The following is a 23,195-nucleotide window of genomic DNA, read 5'->3' as shown; positions in this document are numbered from 1 at the left end:
CTATAGGCCCAATTAGCGTAGGATCTTTAAAAACTTCCTCTATTTTACTTACGGAGTACAATCTAAAACAAGTGGTCTATTTTTCGATTAGAATTAATCGATTATTGAACCACTTTTAGTTTTTCACTTACATACATGCCTTAATTAAGTACTTCTACATTATTTTTGGCTTTTTCATAATTTTATTTTTCTTCCCAAGTTCTATAATTGATTGGTAGACAGTTATTTTACTTATTTAAGCAAAACAAAAAGCCATCCCCAAGGACGGCTTTTTGTCTTTTACTTCTTATAAATGTGGTATCATTTATGTTTTCTGCTCTTGTATAAAGCTATAGCAGAACCCATTAAGGCTAGGACAACATTATCTAAACCTGCTATACCTGTCTTAGGATTGTCACCCAATGTAGATTTAGAAATCTGATTACCATTTTTATCAACAGGCTTAGCGTTATTTTGACTTCCAACAGCTTTCTTCTTGTAGATGTGTTTGGTATTCCCCTTATCATCCGTTTCGGTTCTTACAAACTCATAGCCATCGATGTCTTTATTCGTTTGTTTGCCAGTTTCCTTCGGAGCAATCGGCTTACCATTTTCATCCACGTATTCTGTCACTACAGCTGGTGTAGGAGTAGTTTTCTTCTTGTAGATGTGTTTGGTATTACCCTTATCATCCGTTTCGGTTCTTACAAATTCGTAGCCTTCGATGTCTTTGTTCGGTTGTTTACCATCTTCCTTCGGAGCAATCGGCTTACCATTTTCATCCACGTATTCTGTCACTACTTCTGTTGGAGTAGTTTTTGGAGTAAACTCCCATGTTCCTGTAAACTCAACATCCTTATTATCGACAGTTTCTTGGTCTTTGTCATAACTTACAAAAGTCCAAGTTCCATCTTCAACATTCACTGTTTTTGTAGTAGGTTCTGTTGGTTTTACTACATCACCTTTTACTTTTCCAGTTTGATTTGCCGGTAGAAGATCAAGTACTTCTTGTGGAAGTTCTTTGTTTGGATCTTTACTGACAAATTTGTGGGTTACGTTGAATTTTCCAGGCTCTGGATCTGGTGTAAATTCCCATGTTCCTTTTACGTTTTCGTCTTTGTTAGAGATTGTTACCTCATTCTTATCATATGATTTGAATGTCCAAGTTCCCTTGTTTGTTTCATCTCTAAATGTAGCGTCATCGCCTGTTGGAACTGGGGATGTTACTGTTTCACCTTTGACTTTTCCGGTTACTTCTTTTGGAGCTTTTGCTTTTAATTCAGCTGGTAATTCCTTACCTTCTGTTCCACTTACGTATTCGTAGGTTACTTTGTGTTCGTTTGGTGTGAATTTCCAGCTTCCTTCGAATGTTACATCTGCTCCGTTTACTTTTGCGTCAACATCTTTTGTATCTGGATCTTGGTCTTTATAGCCTTCGAATGTCCATGTTCCATCATTGTCTGTATCTTCTACTGTTGTTTGTGTTGGAGCAGTAGGAGTTACAGTGCTGCCATCTTTCTTACCAGTTTGTTGAGCTGGTGTTAAATCTGTAACAGCTTTTGGAAGGTCTTTGCCTTCTGTTGCGGATACAAATTTATGATTTACATTGTAATCAGCAGGAGTTATTTTTGGAGTAAACTCCCATGTTCCTGTAAACTCAACATCCTTATTATCGACAGTTTCTTGGTCTTTGTCATAACTTACAAAAGTCCAAGTTCCATCTTCAACATTCACTGTTTTTGTAGTAGGTTCTGTTGGTTTTACTACATCACCTTTCACTTTTCCAGTTTGATTTGCCGGTAGAAGATCAAGTACTTCTTTAGGAAGTTCTTTATTTGGATCTTTACTTACAAATTTGTGGGTTACGTTGTATTTTCCAGGCTCTGGATCTGGTGTAAATTCCCATGTTCCTGTGACTTTTTCGTCTTTGTTAGAGATTGTTACGTCATTCTTATCGTATGATTTGAATGTCCAAGTTCCCTTGTTTGTTTCATCTCTAAATGTAGCGTCATCGCCTGTTGGAACTGGGGATGTTACTGTTTCACCTTTGACTTTTCCGGTTACTTCTTTTGGAGCTTTTGCTTTTAATTCAGCTGGTAATTCCTTACCTTCTGTTCCACTTACGTATTCGTAGGTTACTTTGTGTTCGTTTGGTGTGAATTTCCAGCTTCCTTCGAATGTTACATCGGCTCCGTTTACTTTTGCGTCAACATCTTTTGTATCTGGATCTTGGTCTTTGTAGCCTTCGAATGTCCATGTTCCATCATTGTCTGTATCTTCTACTGTTGTTTGTTTTGGGGCAGTAGGAGTAACAACACTTCCATCTTCAGCTGTTTTATCTTTTGGAAGTTGAGCATTGACTGCTGTTTTTACATCAGCTGGCATTTCTTTAACTGGAGAATCATCTGCTACTTTAAACTCATGTTTTACTTTAAATTCATTGTTTTCAAAATGAGCTTTAAAGGTTAGAGGTTCTGTGATTACTGCTTGTTTTAATTGTTCTTCAGTAATTTTTTCTCCAGCAGGAATTTTTGTTCCATCATTTAATGTGATTTCTTTATCAGCTGTCCAGTGGCTAAATTTATATCCATCATTTGCCTTTGTTTCTGTGCCCTTTGGATTTGTTTTAAGTTCGACTTCTTCTTTTGTAATAGCTACAAAGTTTTCGCCTTCCTTAACTTGTCCATTACCATCAGTTGTGTAGTTGATAATAGGAGCCCAGATAGCGTAGATATAATTATTTGTATCTTGGTCTAGTTGGTTGATATTGACCTCTTCACCTGCTTGGAATTCAGCGTTTGTTGCAGCTTTATCTCTGCTCCATCCCTTAAATGAATAACCTTCACGGCTGTATTTTAGATTTTCGTCTTTATCATTGTCTAGGACCTTATGGAAGTCTTCTACAATTATATTTTCAACTGTATATTGCTTTCCAGTACCGCCGTTTGCATCATAGGTTACTTTTGTAGTTGCTAGTTCTGGAAATTCTTTCCATTGAGCGTAAAGAGTTTTATTTTTATCCATTAGGACAGTTTCGCTTGGTAGAATTAGTCCGCTAGAACCATCTTTTGTTTCACTCCAACCTACGAAAACTTTTTTGCCGCCATTTACTTTAACAGCACCTATATCCTGAGCTTGTGCTTTGGCATCTCTGATATAAGAGTTTGAATCTGTTGGAGCCTTTCCTTCAACTGTGTCAGTTTTTGGCAAGTTCAAATCGTATTTTAATTCTAAATAACCATATTTCCACTTAGCATATAAGTGAGTATCGTTATTTTTAATTTGTTTGTGAAGATTTGCTTTTACAAATCTACCATTCTTATTTTTCTCATACCATCCCAAAAATTTTGTTGCGTCTTTTGGTTGAATTGGTTGAGGGAAATTCTCTTTGCTAGCTTTGGCATCTTTATATTTTCCATCATAAAGAGTGTCATCTTCTGGAATTTCTGTTATTTTTTCTATATCATTTTCATAGTCATCTTGGTTGGTGTGGAAAGTCACTTCGTATTGACGAGAATCCCATTTTGCATAGACTGTAATGTCATGATCAGGCATTTTTGCTCCATTTTCATGTTTGTGTTCTACGCTAAATGTTGAGTCTTCATACCAACCCATAAATACTTTATTAGGATATTTTGGATGTGTGGTTACTCCTTTTTCATAACCAAGTCCAAAATCGCTTGTATCACCCTCGTATTTGTATGGATTTGATTTTAATTTTGTACTACCAGAGTAATAATTTATATTATAAGTTTTACGTTCGTAGAATAGGAAACCTACATAAGAACCATCTTCTATATATGGTGTTCCTGTATAGTTTTGATATCCTCCCACATTCTTGCCGGCGGCAAACATATAATCTCTAAAGGCTGGATTGCTTACATTTACTGATTGCAAACCATCAGCTGACATATCTCCAGTTTTAGGTTGGAATCCTTTTATATCATCAACATGGTCAGTTTTATCTACCCAAGAATATGTGACTTGTTGATAATTTCCGTTGTATGGTTCAAAGACTCTATACTTATATCCATTCCAATTCATGTACCACTCAGAGTTTTGGAAGCTTACTCTTTTACCAATTTCTTTCATGGTACCAAGGGCAGATTGCATTGTTGCAAGATTTGATGAGTTTATCTGTGCATTAAATTTACTTGGATCCCATTCAACAAAGCGTAGTTGGTATTTTGTACCCTTAGCATAAACTCTATACATGTAGATGTCTTTATCGCCCATTACTGCTGCTCTAGTATAGAAAGATCCTATGCTTTTGTCCATGTAATAAATATAATCTTTATCTAGCTTGTCAAACCATTGTTCAGAACTTTGTCCGTAACGCAAATCTACATGGATATTTCCATTATTATCTGTGGCATTGACCCAATTAGCTTGATAATAACTAATTGCACTTGCATTTTTATAGACCCATATAGTATGAACATTTCTATCCATATAAACAGGTACAACTGTACTGCCATCAGCTGCTATTGTTTCAAAAGCTTGTTTTGTTTTTTCTTCGTTTAAATGGAAACCTTTATAATCTAGGGTTTGAGGATTAGTATAGGTGTGATCCATTTTTCCATTTTCATCTTTACTATTGTAGTCATTGCTAAAGCGGCCATCTTTTTCTGTTAGATTTTTAATATCTTCTACTATTGGACCAGTTGGAGCTACTTTTGGATCTGGATTTTCACTTCCTTTAAAAGGTAGGCTTGTTTTTTCTCCATTTAGTCCTCTTGCTGATATTATTTCATGGAAAGTGTAGCCATCATCATTTATATTTTGGACCATAACCTTAAATTTATAGTCAACTACAACTGGTTTCCATACAGCATAAACAGTAATGTCTTCGTTTAATTCTAAAGTTTTAAGATCAACAGATTCTCCATCTTCTGTCAAAGACCAATGGCTAAATTCATAACCTGCTCTTGTAGGATCTTCTGGCATTTTGTCAAGGTGGTTATCTTCGCTTGCAAATATTTGATCTTGGAAGCTTGCTCCATCTCCTGTTATAAATGTTACCTTGTATTTTAACTCTGTAATTGCATAAAGTTTAATGTCAGTTTTTCCTGCTTCAATATCTTTTTTCAAAGAATTTTCATCATAAACACCAGATGAACCGTCTTTAGTTGCTGACCAATTTACGAAATATTTATTGGCATCATAAATTGTAGGATCTACTGGTAGTTTATAAGAACTAGCATCAGTGATGGTGTCAGTCATATAAACTCTATCATTTGTACTGCCAGCTATATAGTAGGTTATTACTACTTGGTTTTTGAAAACTGGGTAAACATTAATTATTTTTTTGTCGTCACCTGTGATACTGATTGGAGTATCAAATGTGATTTCGTTTCCTTCTTCATCTTGCCATTCTCCAAAACTTTGCTTTTATCTTTGAAGACATGGCCGGGGTCAGATATTTTTTTTCCATTAAGAATGATTTGTTTTTGTATTTCATTAGCTGAATCTTTGTTTTCAATTGTGTTATCATAGAAATGATACTCATTGATTCCTTGTTTTGGACTTAGTATGTTAGCGTAGATTGGCTTTATACCAGCAAAAACAATAAAAGCGACAACTAATAATACTGAAAACAAAATTTTTCCAATGTGCTTATGTTTCTCTTTCATATTTCCTCCTTTTTTCTTTTTTGAGTCTAACATGGCATAACATGGGTGTTGAAAACATGATCTACCAGTTAGAATCAATAGTTCTCGTAATAATAATTAACATGCAATTAACAATTTAGGGAATAGCAAGTGAGCCCTAATTTTATATTGAGTGAATTTGTAAAAATCAAGTTTTATACAAAAGTGTTCTCCTTTCATATAAAAGCCCCATATTGTCGTTTATCATCATAATATCAAATTTGCTTGTGAATTGAAATGTTTAGGGGATATATATTCATAATGTCATGTACAGATACCATTGATGTGAGACCAAAAAAATATAGAGAAAATTCCTGTACAATGAAAGTGTCAACCAAACAAAGAAAGGATTCTCTCTATGTCAATCCGTAGAGCAAAAACGCAGCGGTATCTAGCACATACTTTGGAAATAAGATTCCCTATCTCCCTGAAGATTCAGAAAGTACTTAGCGATACGACAAAATACTTCCCAAGGCGCACAGATGTATCCGCAGACACTTTGCGTCTGTCATGAAGTATATCCTGAATGCAGGAAACGGGAACGTTAATGTCCTTTGCCAATCTATAAGCTGATAGCTTCATCTTGTGCGCGTGAAACTTATCCCTTTTCTGCACCTCGCGTCTTATGAAGTCCCTGAAGCCGCGCCAACAATTCCTTCGTACAGTCGGCCTTTTTGACCGCAAAACTTTGGTTTGCGCCGACCAGGAGATAAAAATTCGTCTTCGTTTCTATCACTTGATACAGCTTGTCATAGGGCACTTCCGAATTTCCTGCTTCCGTCTTTGCTGTCAAGTGGTCCTCGTAGAAAACATATTGCACCCGGTGATCTTTCGGCCACTGTTGCGAATAATAATTTTTATGTAGTGAATGCGAGTATAGGCTGATCAACAACAGCGGAAAAAGGAATGTGACAGCAAGGTAAAACACCCCCTCCTTCACATCTCCATTATAGAGATAGAAGATGCCGAGCAGCAGCATCAGCGTAGATACGATACCGCTAACGATGAGGAATTTCTTACGCTTGAGCGCCCAACACATCCGCTTGTATTCCGGATAGGTCATCTCCATTGTATTTTGGTAAACGGGGTTCATGGGATCTCCTCTTCCTATTTCTCGAGTGGCTTGAATGTATAGGTGACAATAAAACGAGCGGTCTTTCCCCTGTTTTTACCACCATTTTCCGTTACGAACACATCCATCTTTGTTTTATGCGAATATCATGGCAAAATTGAAGAAATTAGCAAATTGCTTAATGGAAATGAAAAGCCAGAGATAATTATTTTAATCATCTCCAGCTTTAATGCTAAATTTTTAATTGTTACATATTTTCTCTTCTTAGTCTCCATTTATTTTTCTTTTTCTAAAAATATACGCAAGACCAATTATAGATAAAACCAACATCTCATAATGAATAAGTGAAATGTTATCACCTGTACTTGGGTTTTGTGGTTTCTTTGGTTTTTCCGGTGGAGTTTCTGGCGGAGTTGCCGGCGGAGTTTTTGGCGGAGTTTCTGGCTTTTTTGTGTTGGTTAACACAAAACCTTCTTTAACATTTCCACTTACTACCCCTGTATAGCCTTCGACCTTTTCTTCTTTTATGGTATAAAGAATTTCCTTGCTGTCTTCATATTTGTCAAGATCCTTAAATACCACTTTCCAACCATCTTTTCCACTTATTTTTCTTGTTTGGAATAGTTTGCCATTTTTATATAAGTGGACTGTGATTTCCTCTGGTCTCTTGCCGTCTGCATTATTTTCGTCTTTCCAGATTTTTTCTACTCCTACTTCGGTCTTTTCTGGTGGGGTTTCTGGCGGAGTTTCTGGCTTTCTTGTGTTGGTTAACACAAAACCTTCTTTAACATTTCCACTTACTACCCCTGTATAGCCTTCGACCTTTTCTTCTTTTATGGTATAAAGAATTTCCTTGCTGTCTTCATATTTGTCAAGATCCTTAAATACCACTTTCCAACCATCTTTTCCACTTATTTTTCTTGTTTGGAATAGTTTGCCATTTTTATATAAGTGGACTGTGATTTCCTCTGGTCTCTTGCCGTCTGCATTATTTCCGTCTTTCCAGATTTTTTCTACTCCTACTTCGGTCTTTTCTGGTGGGGTTTGTGGTGGAGTATAGCTATTTTTGATAGTATATCCTTTTGTAATATCCCCTTCTATCGTTGAAGTGTAGCCATTAGCGATATTCACTTCTTTGATAGTGTATTTAATTAATTCGCCATTATTATGAGATGGTAAATCATTAAATTCACCTTTCCAATCATTGTCTTTATTTAACTCAATCGTTTTTCCAATTTCTTTACCATTTGCAAGTAGGGCCACAGTAATGCTAGTTGGTCTTAGGCTCGCTTCATCATTGTTATCATCCCAAACTTTATTAACTTTGATGGATGTTTTTAAAGAGTTTTCTAAATGAATAGTATAAATACTTCCTTTACTATCTTTTTCTCTTTTCACTTCAGATAGGATGTATTTACCACTATCTTTTTCTTTAAAGTTTATAGATAAAAGCTTACCGGTTTTGTTGTCGATTAAGGTATCTGGATCTGGAAAATCTTCAATTATTGCAGTCCAGTTACCCTCTTTTGTTAGTTTAATATCTTGTATGTAATGTTCCCCTACATACATTTGCAGAACTATTTCTTCTGGTCTTGTTTTTTCATCATCCCCAGACCAAGACTTTGTAATTTGTATCTTGTATGGTTTATCTTCACCAAATATAAGCTTACCGTTGTTTGTAATAGCCCCACCACTTATACCGGTTCCTTGGGCAAAATTATTTTTAAATATTGTAGTTGCCACTTGTTCTGCTAGGTTTTTTGATTCTTGCGTAGGAACTGACTTGTAAGCAAGTTGAGCTCCTTTTTTCTCTTCTATTACAGTATTGTAAGGAAGCGGTTTGCCAGGATTTTCAGGATTGTACCTTGGTGTTTGTTGATCTTCAGGCCAGTTGTTATGAATACCTTGGAATGAACCATCTTGGTACCATAGTCTATAACCACCACCTAACATTCTTGAAGCGAGCTTTACCGAAGAACTTCCTACAGCTTCTCCAAATTCATATTTTGTGATATTTATAAAGTCATCTCCTGCGCCTTTAGCCGCAGTACTATATTCCAAGTTTGAAGCTATGTTATCAAATAGTGCTAAGCCATTTGTTATATTAATTGTTGTATGTCCAGTAGGGCAGTTCCATACTCCTCCACCTTGGCGAGATATAGGTTTATTGTTAACGCCAACTAATAAACGGCCCTTGCTTTCATTATCTTTTATTAGCGCACGGTTAATAGTCAATTCACATTTTGTATCATTGTAAATGGCTCCGCCACCCCAGAATCCATTTGAATTATTACTTTCAAATTGTCCAGCATTAATTTGTCCTTTACTTGTACCACCTGTTGCTATGGCTCCGCCACTTTTTAGAGAAGAGTTTTCTACAAAATGGCCACCATTTATCGTAAAGTTACAAGTATCTAAAAATAGGCCACCACCATGACCATTTGCTTTATTCTTTGTGAAATTTCCAGCTTCTATTGTGATATCAGAATTTAATCCAAAAATTCCGCCACCAAGACCGGAATATTCACCATTTGAGTTTTCGCTTATAGAGCCACCTGAAATTTTAGCAGTTGATCTACTCAATAAGAGTCCACCACCATATTCAGCGGTATTTTTAGAAATCGTTCCTGCAGTCATTTCAAATTCAGCGTTTTCCATAAAAATAGCGCCGCCCCAAGCATTTGTACTATTATGACTTGCAGCATTTTCTGTAATTTCTCCACCTGAAATTTTTATATTTACTTTGGATTCTTCTGTTCCCCAGGCACCTATGGCTCCACCTCGTAAGAAACCTTTGTTATTAGAAACTTTGCCTCCTGATATATTAAGAGTACCTCCATATAAGGTGATTGGAGCATAATTATAATAATTTCCAGTCTTTCTCAAATTATCAGGTTTTGGTGTTTGACTATCAACTGCTTCATTTCCACTAAACTCACCACCTGACATTGTGAAGTCTCCACCATTTACAAGTATGGTTGGGCCTTCAAGTTTTGTATCTGAAATTTTCCCACTTTTAATATTTAATTTACCTTCAACTATAATTTGAGCATTTGAAATAGATGGTCCATCAATAGTCAAGCTTCCACCTTTTTCAATTTTAATACTATTAAATCCAAAACCCTTTAGACTTCCATTTCCCTTTAAGGCTATGTTTTGTCCATTTTTTATTAAAATTATTTGCTTATCCTTAGCTGGATCCGCATCTATATTTTTATCAATATTTATAGAAGTATCCGCTTGTGAAGAAGCAACTTCTTCTACTAATTCTATCCAAGCAGTTTTTTCACTATCATCATTGTAGGGGCTTACTTCATCGTTTTTCTCATTATTTGCTTGATGCCTTTCTGCATGGTTTTCTGGTGATTCTTCTAATTGAATTTTACCTGTTTCTGGATCTATCATTGTTTCGTTTGAATCAGCTAAAATACTTTTAGGCATAAAAAAAGTAAATAGTAACACTAAAGAAACAAAAATAGTCATCAATTTTTTATTCATTTGTCCATCTCCCTTGTTGTGTACATAAAAATTCAGCTTCATTAAAGTCTAAATCAAGTTTTTATTTTTTGACATAGTTATGATAACACATTTTACAGGTTAAAGAAAACAAGGAGGTGTCTTTATGTCCACATGAAATCACTATGACGAGGATTTCAACGAAATTTCGTGGAGTTTTACCACAACGGTAAAACACAAGCTTCCCTCATAAAAGAATATGGAATATCACAACCAGCACTCACGAAATGGATTAAGCAATATTCAACGCCTATGTTGCTTTGAATACATCAATCGCTACAACTCGAAACGTCCTCACTCTTCACTGGGAGATTACACTCCTGTAGAGTATTATTCTCTCCCACTAACACAGACAAAGTTTGAGGAACTTTCAAGAGATGAAATTCTTAAAAAGAGAATTGAGTATTTGAAAGAAGATAATTAAAGATAAAGCTCTGCCGTTTACATTAGAAGTTGCTAAAACCATCGCTGCAGATTTGTTGGCAGTTTCAATGAAAGCAGCATTAAACTTATAAATGATAAAAAACAAAAAAGCAACTAGGATTTTTCTCTTAGTTGCTTTTTGTATTCCTTGAAAATTATTCTTCAGGTAACCAATTTCTAAAATTTGCAAGCATTTTGTAAGCACAACACTCACAAAACAGCCATTTATAAGGCTTTATAGCCTGTTTTTAACTATTCAAACTCTACAAAGACTAACGCTTTTTGTTTAGGAATTATTCTCTGTAATGTTTCTCGTTCTTTTGATTATTTGATATATCCATATTATCCTGCCTATACGAGCTAATGTTATCATTTTGTTATCGGCATTGATAACACCTACTCGATAACTGTGGATAATAACTATATGTAGCATGTCAAATTATAAGCTATTTTGCTTAGAGATTCAACACAAAACTGAAATTTTACTTTTCCTTATATTCATCTGGTATTGCTATTTGAAATGTTTCACACAACAGCATCACATCATGCACATCATTTTTATCGTGTTCATATCCCAAATGAAGCATTACCTGACTCAATGGTTCAATACAAGAAACAGTTATATCTCCAACTTTTCCAATACCGGAAAAAGTTTTTGATGGAAATATATCTCCCTCATAAACAATTCCGTCATCTGTAAATTCAAAACAATGTAAATCAATGATTCTTTGTTTATCATCTTTCCAGACAGTATGACCATCCGTTGTATAATCAGTATTTACTTCCTCAAATCCATGCTGCTTAATCACATAAATATAATCATGATAATGTTTCAGTTCAACAAACAAATCAATATCATTGTGTATTCTTGATTCTCTTTTAAGAAGTGCATCAACACCCCATCCGCCATCTAAATATACTTTAATTTCGTTTTGCAAAGCATATTTTATAATTTCACATGCATCTTCTGTACGTACCATAATCTATCCTCCAAATTCAAATCTTTGTATGCTTTCCAACTCACTAAAAGCCTGAAATTTGTCAGTCTTTCATCCTTTTTGTTATCAATCACCAATTAGCTGTAATCCATTAGGATTTAGCTGATATATTTTATCGCACACCTCTTCAATATACTTTCTATCGTGAGAAATGCTAATGACAGCCCCCGGAAATTCTCGGAGCATTTTTCTTATTACCGGACCGGACAATGGTGAAAAATTTCTTGTCGGTTCATCCAGAATAAGAACATTTGCACCACTTAAGCTCATCCTCAAGAGAAGCACTTTCGCCTTTTGTCCGCCTGATAACTCCCGAATCGGATGCTCCATTTCATCTGGTGTGTATTTAAGTGAACCAAGGTATGTTCTAATTCTTGTACGCTCTTCTTTATCTCCTGTTTTATCAAGGTAATCAACCGGTGTAACATCCAAATCCAGCAGGTCTTCATAAGTTTGAGGCATATATTCTGCTTTAATGTCATTCCGATTTAGGAGTTCTTCCGCTATCTTTTTTAGAAGAGTCGTTTTTCCTGCCCCGTTGGCTCCTATCATACAGATTTTTTCTGAACCTTTTATTTTTAAATGAATTCCTTCTGCTAAAATTCTTTTGCCATCCGGAGTCACAAGCTTTGAAAGTTCATATTCTATGACCGTTTTTCCTGCGGGAATGTGTGAGTTTTCATCCCCTAATTTGACAAAGATTGCTTCTTCCTGTTCCGGCATCTGAGTCATATTTTCATCTTCTTTTTCAAATCTTCGTTCCATTGCCTTAACCGTATGCATTTTGTCCTTTAAGTTTTTGGCAACAGACGGTGCTTGTCTGGTACAACTTCTTAATGCACCTTGTACACTCTGCATAACTCTTTGATATTTTTCATCGCGAATCTTTTTCTCCCTACGGTCACTCAGTGCCCGCTGTTTTTGGATTTCAAATTTATGAAGCCGTTCTTCCACATAGCGTCTATAGGGAAGCTTTGCCACGGTATATCTCGCCTTTGTTTTTCGTATAATCTGCTCGATATGTATCACCATGTTGGCAGTACGCTCTATCAGCGTTTCATCGTGTGAAATAAAAAGCACAATGTGCTTCCAGTCATTTATGATTTTTTCCAGTAATGTAAGCGTCGCAATGTCGATGTCATTGGAAGGTTCGTCCAACAACAGCACAGAAACATCGCGAATGAAAAGCCTCATAAGTTGTGTCTTGACTTTTTCGCCTCCTGAAAGACTACCCATTGTCTGGTTACTGTAGAAAAAATCATTTTTCATTCCAAATTTTCCCGCAATAACAGACAATTCTTTAGGCGTTTTCTCCCAGAATATTTCCTCTTCAGAAAAATATTCGTATATTGTTTTTTCCTTATCTTCATCGAGCATCTCCTGCGGAAGATAACCAAGACGTTCGTGTCCCATTATCCTTTCCCCATCTGCTTCTATATAGTTTTCTACAAGCGACGGATTGTATATCCACTTCATTAATGTCGATTTCCCATTTCCCTCTTCTCCAATAATAACTGCCTTATCTCCATCATTTAGCACAAGGTTGAAATCATTAAGAATTATTCTCAGGTCTTTTTTATGTGTTAAATTTAATTTTTTTATCTGCAACATTAAAGTTTCTCCTTTTCGAAGTCTGAGCCAATTATTATTTTGAACACACAAAAACGAGTCTTTTTTGCATACGCAAAAATAGACTCGCTAAATAGACCCTTATTTCTTTTCCAAAAGGAAAACAAAGGAAATGCCTCTTGCGATAATCCAACTTAAGCGTACACAAAACAAACCTATTCTCTACAGGCTCAATAACTATATGTGTCTTACTTAAATCAAATTATCTATTAATCATTTCCTCACCTTACACAAAATGTGCCTTTCTTTCTTCTAATGGCAATACTATCATACTGTATTTTTTGTGTCAATACATTTCACCTTATGGAAGTGCAAATTAAAATTTTCACTTCCTAATTATACATCCAACCATTACGAAATTCAATCTTTCACAACCTCTTTACAACCACAACCACAGCACTCCAGCAAACGCAGGAGCACCATACCGTAAAACGCTTATGTGTAAATCAACTCCGTTCCTACAACTTCCCTCACACAAGCCTGAATATTATTCATTCTTCCAATCCATTCGTAGGGATTATCTTTCTTTAATTGTTCCGTCACATCTTGTCTGTCGGCATATTCCTTTACCAGTCGAAGAAACATATCCTCTGCTTGCTTATCGACTTCTGCAAGATAACTATGCAGCTTTCCGCTTGTCAGCAGGTTCATATATAACACTTTATAGTGTTCCTTTAAATGCCTTGCATGTCGTTTCCCCCATAAACCAATCGGCTCTATTTCTTCTTCGGCTGGTACTGTGATGTTCGGCAATAAATAATCACCCACCTGTCTATAAGTTCCGCCCATTTCTTCAAAAATTGTCTTTGTCATTTTCCTTTTCCTCCTGTGATTTTTGTCTATCGTGATCGTGTATTATCACGCTTGCGACCTTTAACTGTTCTTGCCTGCTCCAACAAATCATCTATCTGTTTGCGACCAAAAACCTTACGGAGCAGGCTGTAATCTTTATTTTCTGCTTTTAGGATTTTGTTTTCTTCGGTCAATCTTTCATTGACTTTCTCCAAACGCTGATTGGTGCGGTATAACTGTGCATTCGCTGTATTCAGCCTATGATAGTTGTCCCACCCCTCAAAGCAGCGGGCAAGCACCGTTTTGACAAGTTGCTTCAATTTCCTTACAACCGGCTCTGCCATTTTGGTTTTATATGCCTTTGCAGTCATAAATTTCTCTGGTTCTGGCAACTGATATTTCGGTGCAGTATCAAGCTCTATTTCAAGATTTGACAGCTCGTCTTTTGCCTTATCATAGTTCAATACTCGTTCCGACAACACATCAAATTCAATCTGTTTCTGCTCGATTTTCGCACCTAATGCCGCCACTTCTTTTTCTCTTTCCTGCTTTTTATAATCCAAAACAGAAAGATGTTTTTCGTGTGTGCCTAAATGTTCCCACTCAATCCCATAACGTTCCATCACCGCCGCAAGCTGTTCTTTTTCGGACTGTATCCATTGCGACCACTCCGTATCGCCACGACTGCCGCCCTTAAAACCTTGCGTTGCAAGAGCCTGCTTTAGTGACACTCTTGTATCAAGTCCACGCTTGCTGCCTGTGGTAAAAGGTACAAAATCTATGTGCAGATGTGGTGTAGCTTCATCCATATGCAGATGAGCCGAGAACACCCGAAGCTGTGGATTTCGCTCCTGAAAACCCTGATAGTATTCATCTAAAATCTGCTTTGCCAGTTCTCCGTTTTCCGTATCGGCGTTCATATTTCCCTTACCGCCCACCTGTAAAATGATTTCGTGGAACGGTTTTTCCTGCTTGGAACTTCGGATTTTTTCATAATAATCTTTTATCTTTCGGTCTGACCTTATCTGCTTGGCATTGTATCTTTCCAATGCTTCATCAAACAATTCGTGATAAACTGTCTTTATATTTTCATTGCAGTAGTCGATATTGAGATGAGTACGAGTTCCGTCTACATTTTCTGCTCGGAACTTTCGGCTATTGTGATTGACCGAGCCTTTACCGACCATTGCACTTATCGTTCTCTGCATTTTTTCATCTCCCATCTGTAAATTTCAACATTCTCAGGTTTTGTTACTTTTGTCAAAAGTAACGCAAAAGCACTTTTGACGGGTACACCCATCAAAAATGCGACCTGTAAACAGGTTTTGCGTTCTCCGAAGGCTCTCCGAGGGGTGAGCGTGTGCCGGTGGCACACACGCCTGCGAACCGACCGAGCCAGCAGGCGAGACCAAAGAGCCGCCTTTGAAAAGGCACTCTCTGCACACTCCCCTAAACTTTATCCGGTGTCAAAGTGTGACGATGGTGACAATGTTTTTCACAGCGTGCTGCTCTCAAAAACATTGACACCTTTGACACCGTTTGTCACGCCGTCTGCTCGGTTTCTTTCCAAAGTGAAACCTTTCTTCCGTCGTGTGTGCGGCTGTTCTGATAACGGATACCGTAATCACGAAACAGCCTGCTTGCGTTGATACTGAGCCTTAAAGAAAGTACATTCGGCTTTATATCCACCGCAAGCCTTTCGCAAAGTTCCGAAGCAGTTCCTTCCCATCTGTCACTTTCCGAAAAGAGCGTATCCGCTATCTTCTCAAGCAGAGGTTCGGGCGGTTCTTTCCACATCTCCGTTTCCGATTTTGCAAAGTTCCACACCAATCGCTCGCTGTCCCTTACAAGATGGATTTTCATATCCTGCTGGTCTCTGCCAGCAACATCAAGTGTGGCATTGTTGGAAGTACGCTTGTCCTTACTGAGAACAAATGCACCGTCTGCCGCACCCATCAGACCATTCGTGCCTGAAATCATATCGAATATATCTTCCGATTTTTGTTTGCGTGTATGATGAACAATAAGCATTGAAACCTTGTAACTGTCTGCCAACGCTTTCAGCCTTGCCACAACATCATAATCACTTGCGTAGCTGTAATCTGCTCCGCCTGCTTCACGCACACGCTTTAAGGTGTCTATGATAATCAAGCCTGTGTCTGGGTGTTCCCTCATAAACCCTCTTATCTGTTCTTCCAGTCCGCCATTGACCGTTTTACATTCCGTTGCGAAATACAGATTGCCTGTCTCCTTTGCACCGAACATCTGAAACAATCGCTTCTGCAAACGTGGGTAATCATCTTCAAGGGCAAAATAAAGCACCGTTGCCTTACGCACCTTATACTCCCAAAGCGGTGTGCCTGTGCTGATATGATAGGCAAGCTGTGCCATCATAAAGCTCTTTCCCACTTTCGGGGAACCTACGAAAAGGTAAGTTCCCCTTTGGAGCAGACCGTCGATAAGTGGTGTCTGAACCTCAAACACCGTATCATACAGCGTTGTCATTGATACTGTTTTCAGATAGGAAGGGTCTAACTGTCTGAGTATTTCCCTTTGCATTTCTTCAAAAGATTGCTCGTACCCCTTGAAATCCGTATCCTGATTGACTATACTATTGTCAGTACATTTGGAAAGTGACTGTTCCGCATCTGTTGCCGCAGATACATTTGGAATAGTCATTTCTTTTTTATTCTCCATTCGCATCCTCTCCTTTCAAACCGCCGAGAATAATGGAAATCAGTTCTATTACACTCAGCAGTTCATCATCCACACCTTTTCCTGCTTCAATCCTTTTCAGTTCCGCAAGGACTGTGGCAAATTCCGTTTTCAACGCCTTATACACTCTCGGATTGCCCTGTACCACCACATCCTGATTTAAGCAACGGCGGTAACAATACTCCTGTTTTGGCAATCCTGATAGAGCTACAGCTCTGTTAATGAGTTCGTTTTCTTCGGGCGATACTCGAAACCCTACTGTGATATTCCTCCAACGATTTTTGTTATCTCTGTTCTTAGCTGACATTTTCAAAATCTCCTTTCCCTAAATCATCTAATTTTTCTGCCATCTCAATCTGCTTTGACGGAAAGAGGTGTGCGTACTGATAAGTAATATCAATACTTTCGTGACCAACTCGGTCAGCAATCGCCACCGCAGAAAAGCCCATATCAATCAAGAGTGAAATGTGGCTGTGACGGAGATCGTGAATGCGGATACGCTTCACGCCTGCCGCCTTTGCCCCTCTGTCCATCTCGTGATGAAGATAGCTTTTCGTCACCGTAAAGATACGGTCTTTCTTCTTCAATCCGTAAAGCATACCGAGATATTCTTTCATTTCCTCACACAGAAACTTCGGCATTTTAATCGTGCGGTTGCTCTTTTTCGTTTTCGGAGAAGTAATCACATCCTGCCCTTTCAAACGCTGATAGGATTTATTGATTGTGACTGTTTCCTTATCAAAGTTGAAATCTGCCGGAGTCAAAGCTAACAGCTCGCCCTCTCGGATACCGCACCAGTAAAGCATTTCAAACGCATAAAAGGAAACAGGCTTGTCCATCATCTCAAAAGAGAATTTCTTGTATTCTTCCTTTGTCCAGAACAGCATTTCCTTGTGTTCCTCACGTCCCATATTTCCCACCTTTGCCGCAGGATTGGAACGCAGTTCATAGTAGCGGACAGCGTGATTGAAAATGGCGGACAACTGATTGTGCAGCGTTTTCAGATACGTCTGTGAATAAGGCTTTTTCTTCTCATCACGATAGGCAAGCATTTCATTCTGCCAAGTAATAATCTCCTTTGTGGAAATCTCGCTGATTTTCAGTTTCCCGAAATACGGAAGTATCTTTGTGCGTATGATATGCTCTTTGGTAAGCCACGTGTTTTCCTTCAAACGGTTCTTCACATCATTGATATAAAGCTCCGTAAAGGCTTCAAAACTCATATCAAGGTCTGAAGAAGTCTGCAATTTGAACATTCTTTCCCATTCCTGTGCTTCTCGTTTGGTAGCAAAGCCACGCTTGCATTTCTGCTTGCGTTCCCCTTTCCAGTTCACATACCTTGCCATCACATACCAAGTACCGTTATCTTCATTCTTAAATACCGGCATTTACATTTCCCCCTTTCCTGCTCCGTAGAGCCTTTCGTAAAAATACTGGCGATTTACACGCCCTGCAATCGTAATAAAGCCCTTTGCTTTCAATTCCTCATTTAATTGTCTGATGAGTTTATATGCATAAGGTTTTGATACGTTTAGTTCCTGAGCCACATCTTCGGCTCGGATAAATCTGTTTTCCATATCCTTTTTCTTCCTTTCTTAAAATAATTTTTTGCTTGCCGCTTTCTCCGTGTTAAAGTTCCAACAGGCACTCCTGCTTGTCGGCAGGCGCTGTGCTGTCCCAATGCACCGCAGTACATCAGGCGCTCGCTCGTATAGGGGTTCCCGAAAAGTCGGAGACTTTTGGGGAAGAGGAGGAGCAGTGCAGCGAATGAGCTTTTGTGCTTGCACACAAGCGAACGATACGGAACTTGCTCCGACGAGGTCTTGGCGGTTTGGCTTTTCGGACGGTCATTCAGTTGTCGCATTAAGCATATTTGTTTAATTCGTAATTTATTTTACTAAACATATTTGCTATTGTCAAGTGGTTGCAAAGAAAATATTAAACATTTTTGTTTCGGTTTTTCTTGACTTCCACTAAACATTTCTGCTATACTTATTTCACTAAATATAAAAGGAGCGTATCATTATGGCTATCAGCGAAAGAATACATTTTTTCAGACTAATGCGTGGTATGACACAAAAGTATCTCGGTACAGCAATCGGTTTTCCAGAAAAGAGTGCTGATGTGCGTTTGGCACAGTACGAAACTGGTACACGCAAACCGAAAGCAGACCTTACAAATGCATTGGCACAGGTGCTTGATGTTTCTCCACAGGCTCTTGATGTTCCTGACATAGACAGCTATATCGGTCTTATGCACACTCTGTTTACCCTTGAAGATATTTACGGTCTTACTGTCAGTGAAGCAGACGGAGAGGTATGCTTAAAGGTCAACAAGGACAAAGGCAGAGAAGCATATGAACTCCTCAAAATGCTGTATGCTTGGAAAGAACAGGCAGACAAGCTATCTTCCGAAGAAATCAACAGAGAAGAATACGATAACTGGCGTTACCATTATCCAGAGTTCGACACCACACAGCGTTGGGCAAAAGTTCCATCACAGGAATTAAGTGACGCTCTCGTGGAAGCATTCAAAGACCACTTGAAAGATAAATAAGCACCTACAGGACCTGCCACTGGCAGCTCCCTACAGATGCTTTGGCAACGACAAAAAAGCCCTTAACTATGGTTATTAACCACAGCTAAGGGCTTAGTTTATAATATGGAATTTGTTCAGAGCCAAGCTCCGAACTTTAGTCTGCAAGCCACCTGTTAATTGTTCCGTTACCCATAAACCACTGGATAACAAGAATAATGGCACTTGCTATGACTGTTATCAATTTGTTATCAAAAGACTAATCGAAATCGCTGAAACCCGCATAAACACTGGCTTTTTTAAGCAACTCGATTTATTCCCACTCAATCGTCGCGGGTGGCTTGCCGGTAATGTCGTAGACCACGCGGCTGACACCATCCACTTCGTTCACGATGCGGTTGGAGGCGCGATCGAGAACGTCATAGGGAACGCGTGCCCACTCGGCAGTCATAAAGTCGTTTGTGGTGACGGCACGCAGCCCCAAAACGTAATCGTAGGTGCGATGGTCGCCCATCACGCCGACGGTGGCTAAATTCGTGAGTACGGCAAAGTATTGGCCGATGGAGCGATGCAGGCCGGCATTTTTGATTTCTTCACGCCAGATAGCATCGGCGTCCTGGACGATGCGAATGCGCTCGCTGGTGATTTCGCCGAGAATGCGCACGGCAAGACCGGGCCCCGGGAATGGCTGGCGCCAGACGAGGTCTTCGGCAATGCCCAGTTCGGTGCCGACAGCGCGAACTTCATCCTTAAAGAGGTCTCGTAACGGCTCAACCAGGGAGTCAAAGCGGACGTTCTTCGGTAGGCCGCCCACATTATGATGCGATTTGATCACAGCGCCGCCCACGCCGGATTCGATTACGTCAGGGTAGATGGTGCCCTGGACAAGGACATCCACCGCACCAATTTTTTGCCGCTTCCTCCTCAAAAACGCGAATGAATTGCTCGCCGATGATCTTGCGCTTTTGCTCCGGATCTGTGACACCTTCCAAAAGCTTAAGGAATCGCTCGGAAGCGTCCACGCGAATGAGATTCAAGCCGAATTCATGCTTGAACACGCGTTCAACGGTATCCGCCTCGTCCTTGCGCAACATGCCGTGATCCACGAAAACGCAGGTGAGATTTTGGCCGATAGCCTTATGAACCAGAAGGGCAGCAACGGAAGAATCCACGCCGCCCGAAAAAGCGCAGAGAGCCTTCTTCCCAGCCAGCGTTTCTTTCAAATGCGCCACGGTAGCGTCCACAAAGGCGTTCATCGTCCACTCGCCGCGGACATGACAAATTTCATAGAGGAAATTGTGCAAAAGTTCTCTGCCATATTCGGTATGCTCTACTTCCGGATGAAACTGCATCCCGTAAATCGCACGATCCGCATGGCCAAAAGCGGCCACGGGGCAATGATCGGAATGAGCAATGGAAGCAAAGCCATCGCCAAGGGCCAGAATCTGATCGCCATGAGACATCCAAACGACGGAATCCGCCGGCATGGAATGGAAAAGCGGAGAATCGACGGCAAAATGCGTAACGGTTTTACCGTATTCGGGTACGCCGGCTTTATCGACCGTACCGCCCGTGTGATAGGCAATCCACTGCGCTCCGTAGCAAATCCCGAGAATCGGTAGACCTAACGAAAGAATCCCTTCATCTGCTTGCAAGGCGTCCTCTTCATAGACCGAATCTGGACCGCCCGTTAAAATCAGGCCCGCATATTGCCCGGCCTTAATTGTTTCCAGCGATGTCGTACACGGTTTGATTTCGCAAAAAACATGCTCTTCACGCACACGTCTTCCAATCAATTGTTTATATTGTCCGCCAAAATCCAAAATAAGAATTTTTTCCTGACGGAGATTGTCCATCCGGCTCATAGCACCTCCTGTTAGCCTCTAAAAAGTTCGGGTAGAAGGAATAACATCCGGCAAAGAAATCCTTCTTTGCCTGTCTCTACCATTATATAGAATATTGCATAATAAAGGAAAGCCAGGAGGCAATATGGTCACTTGGAAAAAACATCGCTCTTTTGAAGCGTTTACGGTGGGTGAAGTGTTCCCATTGGAGGATCGCGTGATCACTGCCGCAGAAAGGAGCCTTTTTGCCCAGCGCTATGAAGGAAGACCTCTGCCTGCTTCGGATGAACCTGTCTCCTTCTGGCATATCGTCACTGCGGTTTGGGCGCAATGGGTGTGTACCCAAACAGATGACGGAACAATGGTGGCCGGCATGAGCGTGGATCAGGGGAATTGGTTTCGCCCGGTGGCTATCAATGACGTCCTCGGCGGAACCGTTACGATCTCTCGAAAGCGCGTTTTTTCCGGCGGCGATGCAGGGAGTGTATCGTTCTTGCTGCACGTTTTCAAGAAAACACCTGCTGGCGATCTGCCCGTTTGTACCGTGGAAATCACGGGAAAAATGGGCTTGCGCCACCCGTTGCCGCGGAAAAAGCGACCTGCCCCACCACTCATAACGTTTCCTGAGCGGACCAAGCTTTCCCTCATTCCCGCGCGCCGCAATCAATTGGATGAACCGGTGGGCAGTCTGTGGAAGGCGCCTTCTATCTGTCTTTCCACAGAGGATATCGTAGCTTTTGGCAAAGCCTACGATAATCGCCCCATGCACGTCGATATTGCTGCTGCGAGCGCAGGCCCTTTCGGCGGTCTCTTTTCCTCGGGGCTTCATTCCATGGCTGCGCTGATGGGCGTCGGCTTGCGTCTCTTCGGCGCCGATGCTTTTACCGGTCCCCTTCGCCTTCGGCAGGCACAATGGCTCGCCCCCTGTCGTCCAAACGTAGCCTATCAGCCGTCCGTCGTGTTAATACAAAAAGGAACTGCCGAAATGCCCGACAGTTCCCTCTTAGATTTTCAATTGCAGGCCGATAGCGCCCCGCCGATTTTACGTTGCCTTCTGGAAGTAGGTGAACAGGCGTAAGGGGTTACTGTTCCTGTGGCAGATCGCTTAAGAATTGATAGATGCCTGCTTCGTTATTCGACCCGGTGCGATATTTTGCCGCAGCAATGGCGCCTTCAGATGCCTTGCCCATGGCTACGCCGACACCGGCATACGTGAGCATCGGAATGTCGTTATCTTCATCACCAAATGCGATGATCTCTTCCGGCAAAATATTGTAGCGATCCGCATATTCTTGCAAACCCGTGCCTTTGTTGATGCCGCGCACCATCGCTTCATAATAATTATCCGCGGAGAAAGCGCCGTAAATATGATCTTCATAATCATCCTTGATGGCCGCCTGTGCCTTTAATATCGTGGATCGCTCCCCCAGCACACAGGCTTTCACCGGTTCCTCGGGCAACGGCTTGGTCAAGTCGCGCAGATCCACCTTTAGGCCGGTGATTTTTTCGATACGCTTTAACCCTTTTTCCATGGACATGCCGAGATAGGTCAGATGTTCCTTGGCAGGCAAATCCACATAGATTTTTTCACGACCATAAGCGATCAACGTCAACGGATAGGGCTTCCACAGCGAAAAGTAATGCTGCGCCGATGCAATCGATAGCGTATGGCGCCACAGATCTTTTTCCACGCCCAATTGATAGGCATGTCCACCATTTGCGCCGATCACTACGCCTTCATAGCGATCCATTTCGAGCTCTCTGGCATAAGGAATCATGCCTTGCAGCGGTCGCCCGGAAATCAGCACCAGGCGAATGCCCTGTTTTTGCCAAGCGATCAATAACGCTTTCGTCTGCGCTTCAATCGTTAAATTGGTTTGTAACAGCGTCCCATCCATATCCGACGCGATCAGACGCAAAGGGTGTTGGTTGGGAAGAATAATTTTTTCGCTCATAGATCCTCTTTTCTGGTAACACAGTCAGTATAACAAATTTTAAGACGGTATCGCTCTCTGTCAAAAATATAAAACCAGTCCTTTCT

The 23,195-nt window shown here is 40.1% G+C and carries 16 protein-coding genes and 2 pseudogenes; 4 read left to right on the top strand and 14 right to left on the bottom strand.

Going from position 1 to position 23,195, the window contains the following annotated elements; genetic code table 11:
• Positions 1-300 precede the first annotated feature (300 nt).
• The 4 genes from BN98_RS07720 to BN98_RS07715 form a co-directional block, all read right to left on the bottom strand.
• Complete coding sequence (locus BN98_RS07720) at positions 301-5,202, bottom strand: SHIRT domain-containing protein (protein WP_052332282.1); 4,902 nt, start codon at positions 5,200-5,202, stop codon at positions 301-303.
• Positions 5,203-5,279: 77 nt separating this feature from the next.
• Positions 5,280-5,612, bottom strand: a complete 333-nt coding sequence (locus BN98_RS08440; RefSeq protein WP_019190304.1) for a hypothetical protein — start codon at positions 5,610-5,612, stop codon at positions 5,280-5,282.
• Positions 5,613-6,228: 616 nt separating this feature from the next.
• Entirely contained in the window at positions 6,229-6,723 is a 495-nt protein-coding gene (locus tag BN98_RS00415) for a YcxB family protein (protein ID WP_019190305.1), read from the bottom strand.
• Positions 6,724-6,966: 243 nt separating this feature from the next.
• Complete coding sequence (locus tag BN98_RS07715) at positions 6,967-10,200, bottom strand: Cna B-type domain-containing protein (RefSeq protein WP_052332281.1); 3,234 nt, start codon at positions 10,198-10,200, stop codon at positions 6,967-6,969.
• Positions 10,201-10,368: 168 nt separating this feature from the next.
• Between BN98_RS07715 and BN98_RS08710 the strand changes: the two are divergent.
• Together BN98_RS08710 and BN98_RS08705 are read left to right on the top strand one after the other, a co-directional pair.
• Positions 10,369-10,449: pseudogene (locus BN98_RS08710) on the top strand (hypothetical protein); the annotation flags it as partial.
• Positions 10,418-10,642, top strand: coding sequence for an integrase core domain-containing protein (locus BN98_RS08705; protein WP_084765203.1), 225 nt, complete (start codon positions 10,418-10,420; stop codon positions 10,640-10,642). The pseudogene BN98_RS08710 and the gene BN98_RS08705, both read left to right, overlap by 32 nt.
• 481 nt (positions 10,643-11,123) lie before the next feature.
• On the opposite strand, the gene BN98_RS00405 is transcribed toward BN98_RS08705, so the two are convergent.
• The 8 genes from BN98_RS00405 to BN98_RS00370 all read right to left on the bottom strand — a co-directional run bounded on the left by BN98_RS00405 (position 11,124) and on the right by BN98_RS00370 (position 18,352).
• Positions 11,124-11,621: a nucleotidyltransferase domain-containing protein gene (locus BN98_RS00405; RefSeq protein ID WP_009247521.1), complete on the bottom strand. Its 498-nt coding sequence runs from the start codon at positions 11,619-11,621 to the stop codon at positions 11,124-11,126.
• An 84-nt stretch (positions 11,622-11,705) separates the two neighbouring features.
• The gene (locus tag BN98_RS00400) at positions 11,706-13,250 is read right to left on the bottom strand and encodes an ATP-binding cassette domain-containing protein (protein WP_009247522.1); all 1,545 of its coding nucleotides are present in this window, start codon (positions 13,248-13,250) and stop codon (positions 11,706-11,708) included.
• Between the two features lie 453 nt (positions 13,251-13,703).
• Positions 13,704-14,081: a TnpV protein gene (locus tag BN98_RS00395; protein WP_009247523.1), complete on the bottom strand. Its 378-nt coding sequence runs from the start codon at positions 14,079-14,081 to the stop codon at positions 13,704-13,706.
• A gap of 26 nt (positions 14,082-14,107) precedes the next feature.
• Positions 14,108-15,268 carry a plasmid recombination protein gene (locus BN98_RS00390; RefSeq protein ID WP_009247524.1) on the bottom strand — a complete coding sequence of 387 codons (1,161 nt, stop codon included), beginning with the start codon at positions 15,266-15,268 and terminating at the stop codon, positions 14,108-14,110.
• A gap of 334 nt (positions 15,269-15,602) precedes the next feature.
• On the bottom strand, positions 15,603-16,757 hold the full coding sequence (locus BN98_RS00385) for an AAA family ATPase (protein ID WP_009247525.1): 1,155 nt from the start codon (positions 16,755-16,757) through the stop codon (positions 15,603-15,605).
• On the bottom strand, positions 16,747-17,082 hold the full coding sequence (locus tag BN98_RS00380) for a plasmid mobilization protein (RefSeq protein ID WP_009247526.1): 336 nt from the start codon (positions 17,080-17,082) through the stop codon (positions 16,747-16,749). The genes BN98_RS00385 and BN98_RS00380 overlap by 11 nt, the downstream gene beginning before the upstream one ends.
• Positions 17,072-18,163, bottom strand: coding sequence for a site-specific integrase (locus BN98_RS00375; RefSeq protein ID WP_009247527.1), 1,092 nt, complete (start codon positions 18,161-18,163; stop codon positions 17,072-17,074). The genes BN98_RS00380 and BN98_RS00375 overlap by 11 nt, the downstream gene beginning before the upstream one ends.
• Entirely contained in the window at positions 18,164-18,352 is a 189-nt protein-coding gene (locus BN98_RS00370) for a helix-turn-helix domain-containing protein (protein ID WP_009247528.1), read from the bottom strand. It lies immediately after the preceding gene.
• Between the two features lie 448 nt (positions 18,353-18,800).
• Here BN98_RS00370 and BN98_RS00365 point away from each other — a divergent pair, with 448 nt between their 5' ends.
• Positions 18,801-19,331, top strand: coding sequence for a helix-turn-helix domain-containing protein (locus tag BN98_RS00365; protein ID WP_009247529.1), 531 nt, complete (start codon positions 18,801-18,803; stop codon positions 19,329-19,331).
• A 292-nt stretch (positions 19,332-19,623) separates the two neighbouring features.
• Here the strand turns inward: BN98_RS00365 and guaA are convergent.
• Positions 19,624-21,175, bottom strand: a pseudogene (gene guaA, locus BN98_RS00360) (glutamine-hydrolyzing GMP synthase).
• A gap of 124 nt (positions 21,176-21,299) precedes the next feature.
• On the opposite strand from guaA, the gene BN98_RS07710 reads away from it, so the two are divergent.
• The gene (locus tag BN98_RS07710; protein WP_019190309.1) at positions 21,300-22,232 is read left to right on the top strand and encodes a MaoC/PaaZ C-terminal domain-containing protein; all 933 of its coding nucleotides are present in this window, start codon (positions 21,300-21,302) and stop codon (positions 22,230-22,232) included.
• A 4-nt stretch (positions 22,233-22,236) separates the two neighbouring features.
• Here BN98_RS07710 and BN98_RS00350 read toward each other — a convergent pair whose 3' ends face one another.
• A complete protein-coding gene (locus BN98_RS00350) occupies positions 22,237-23,109 on the bottom strand; it encodes a Cof-type HAD-IIB family hydrolase (RefSeq protein WP_019190310.1) in 873 nt (290 codons plus the stop codon).
• Between the last annotated feature and the right edge of the window lie 86 nt (positions 23,110-23,195).

It is taken from the genome of Levyella massiliensis, from assembly GCF_000308275.2.
GTDB classification, from domain to species: Bacteria; Bacillota; Clostridia; order Tissierellales; family Peptoniphilaceae; genus Murdochiella; species Murdochiella massiliensis_A.
The sequence above is the reverse complement of the archived record's forward strand: the minus strand, read 5'-3'. Positions and strand labels throughout refer to the sequence as shown.

What these genes read in the sequence shown, in the direction of transcription:
- BN98_RS07720 (WP_052332282.1), bottom strand. Translation starts at nt 5,202, where the DNA reads ATGACTGACACCATCACTGATGCTAGTTCTTATAAACTACCAGTAGAT.
- BN98_RS00415 (WP_019190305.1), bottom strand. Translation starts at nt 6,723, where the DNA reads ATGAACCCCGTTTACCAAAATACAATGGAGATGACCTATCCGGAATAC.
- BN98_RS00370 (WP_009247528.1), bottom strand. Translation starts at nt 18,352, where the DNA reads ATGGAAAACAGATTTATCCGAGCCGAAGATGTGGCTCAGGAACTAAAC.
- BN98_RS00390 (WP_009247524.1), bottom strand. Translation starts at nt 15,268, where the DNA reads ATGCAGAGAACGATAAGTGCAATGGTCGGTAAAGGCTCGGTCAATCAC.
- BN98_RS00380 (WP_009247526.1), bottom strand. Translation starts at nt 17,082, where the DNA reads ATGTCAGCTAAGAACAGAGATAACAAAAATCGTTGGAGGAATATCACA.
- BN98_RS00405 (WP_009247521.1), bottom strand. Translation starts at nt 11,621, where the DNA reads ATGGTACGTACAGAAGATGCATGTGAAATTATAAAATATGCTTTGCAA.
- BN98_RS07715 (WP_052332281.1), bottom strand. Translation starts at nt 10,200, where the DNA reads ATGAATAAAAAATTGATGACTATTTTTGTTTCTTTAGTGTTACTATTT.
- BN98_RS00385 (WP_009247525.1), bottom strand. Translation starts at nt 16,757, where the DNA reads ATGGAGAATAAAAAAGAAATGACTATTCCAAATGTATCTGCGGCAACA.
- BN98_RS08705 (WP_084765203.1), top strand. Translation starts at nt 10,418, where the DNA reads ATGGAATATCACAACCAGCACTCACGAAATGGATTAAGCAATATTCAA.
- BN98_RS00395 (WP_009247523.1), bottom strand. Translation starts at nt 14,081, where the DNA reads ATGACAAAGACAATTTTTGAAGAAATGGGCGGAACTTATAGACAGGTG.
- BN98_RS00400 (WP_009247522.1), bottom strand. Translation starts at nt 13,250, where the DNA reads ATGTTGCAGATAAAAAAATTAAATTTAACACATAAAAAAGACCTGAGA.
- BN98_RS00350 (WP_019190310.1), bottom strand. Translation starts at nt 23,109, where the DNA reads ATGAGCGAAAAAATTATTCTTCCCAACCAACACCCTTTGCGTCTGATC.
- BN98_RS00365 (WP_009247529.1), top strand. Translation starts at nt 18,801, where the DNA reads ATGGCTATCAGCGAAAGAATACATTTTTTCAGACTAATGCGTGGTATG.
- BN98_RS08440 (WP_019190304.1), bottom strand. Translation starts at nt 5,612, where the DNA reads ATGAAAGAGAAACATAAGCACATTGGAAAAATTTTGTTTTCAGTATTA.
- BN98_RS00375 (WP_009247527.1), bottom strand. Translation starts at nt 18,163, where the DNA reads ATGCCGGTATTTAAGAATGAAGATAACGGTACTTGGTATGTGATGGCA.
- BN98_RS07710 (WP_019190309.1), top strand. Translation starts at nt 21,300, where the DNA reads ATGGTCACTTGGAAAAAACATCGCTCTTTTGAAGCGTTTACGGTGGGT.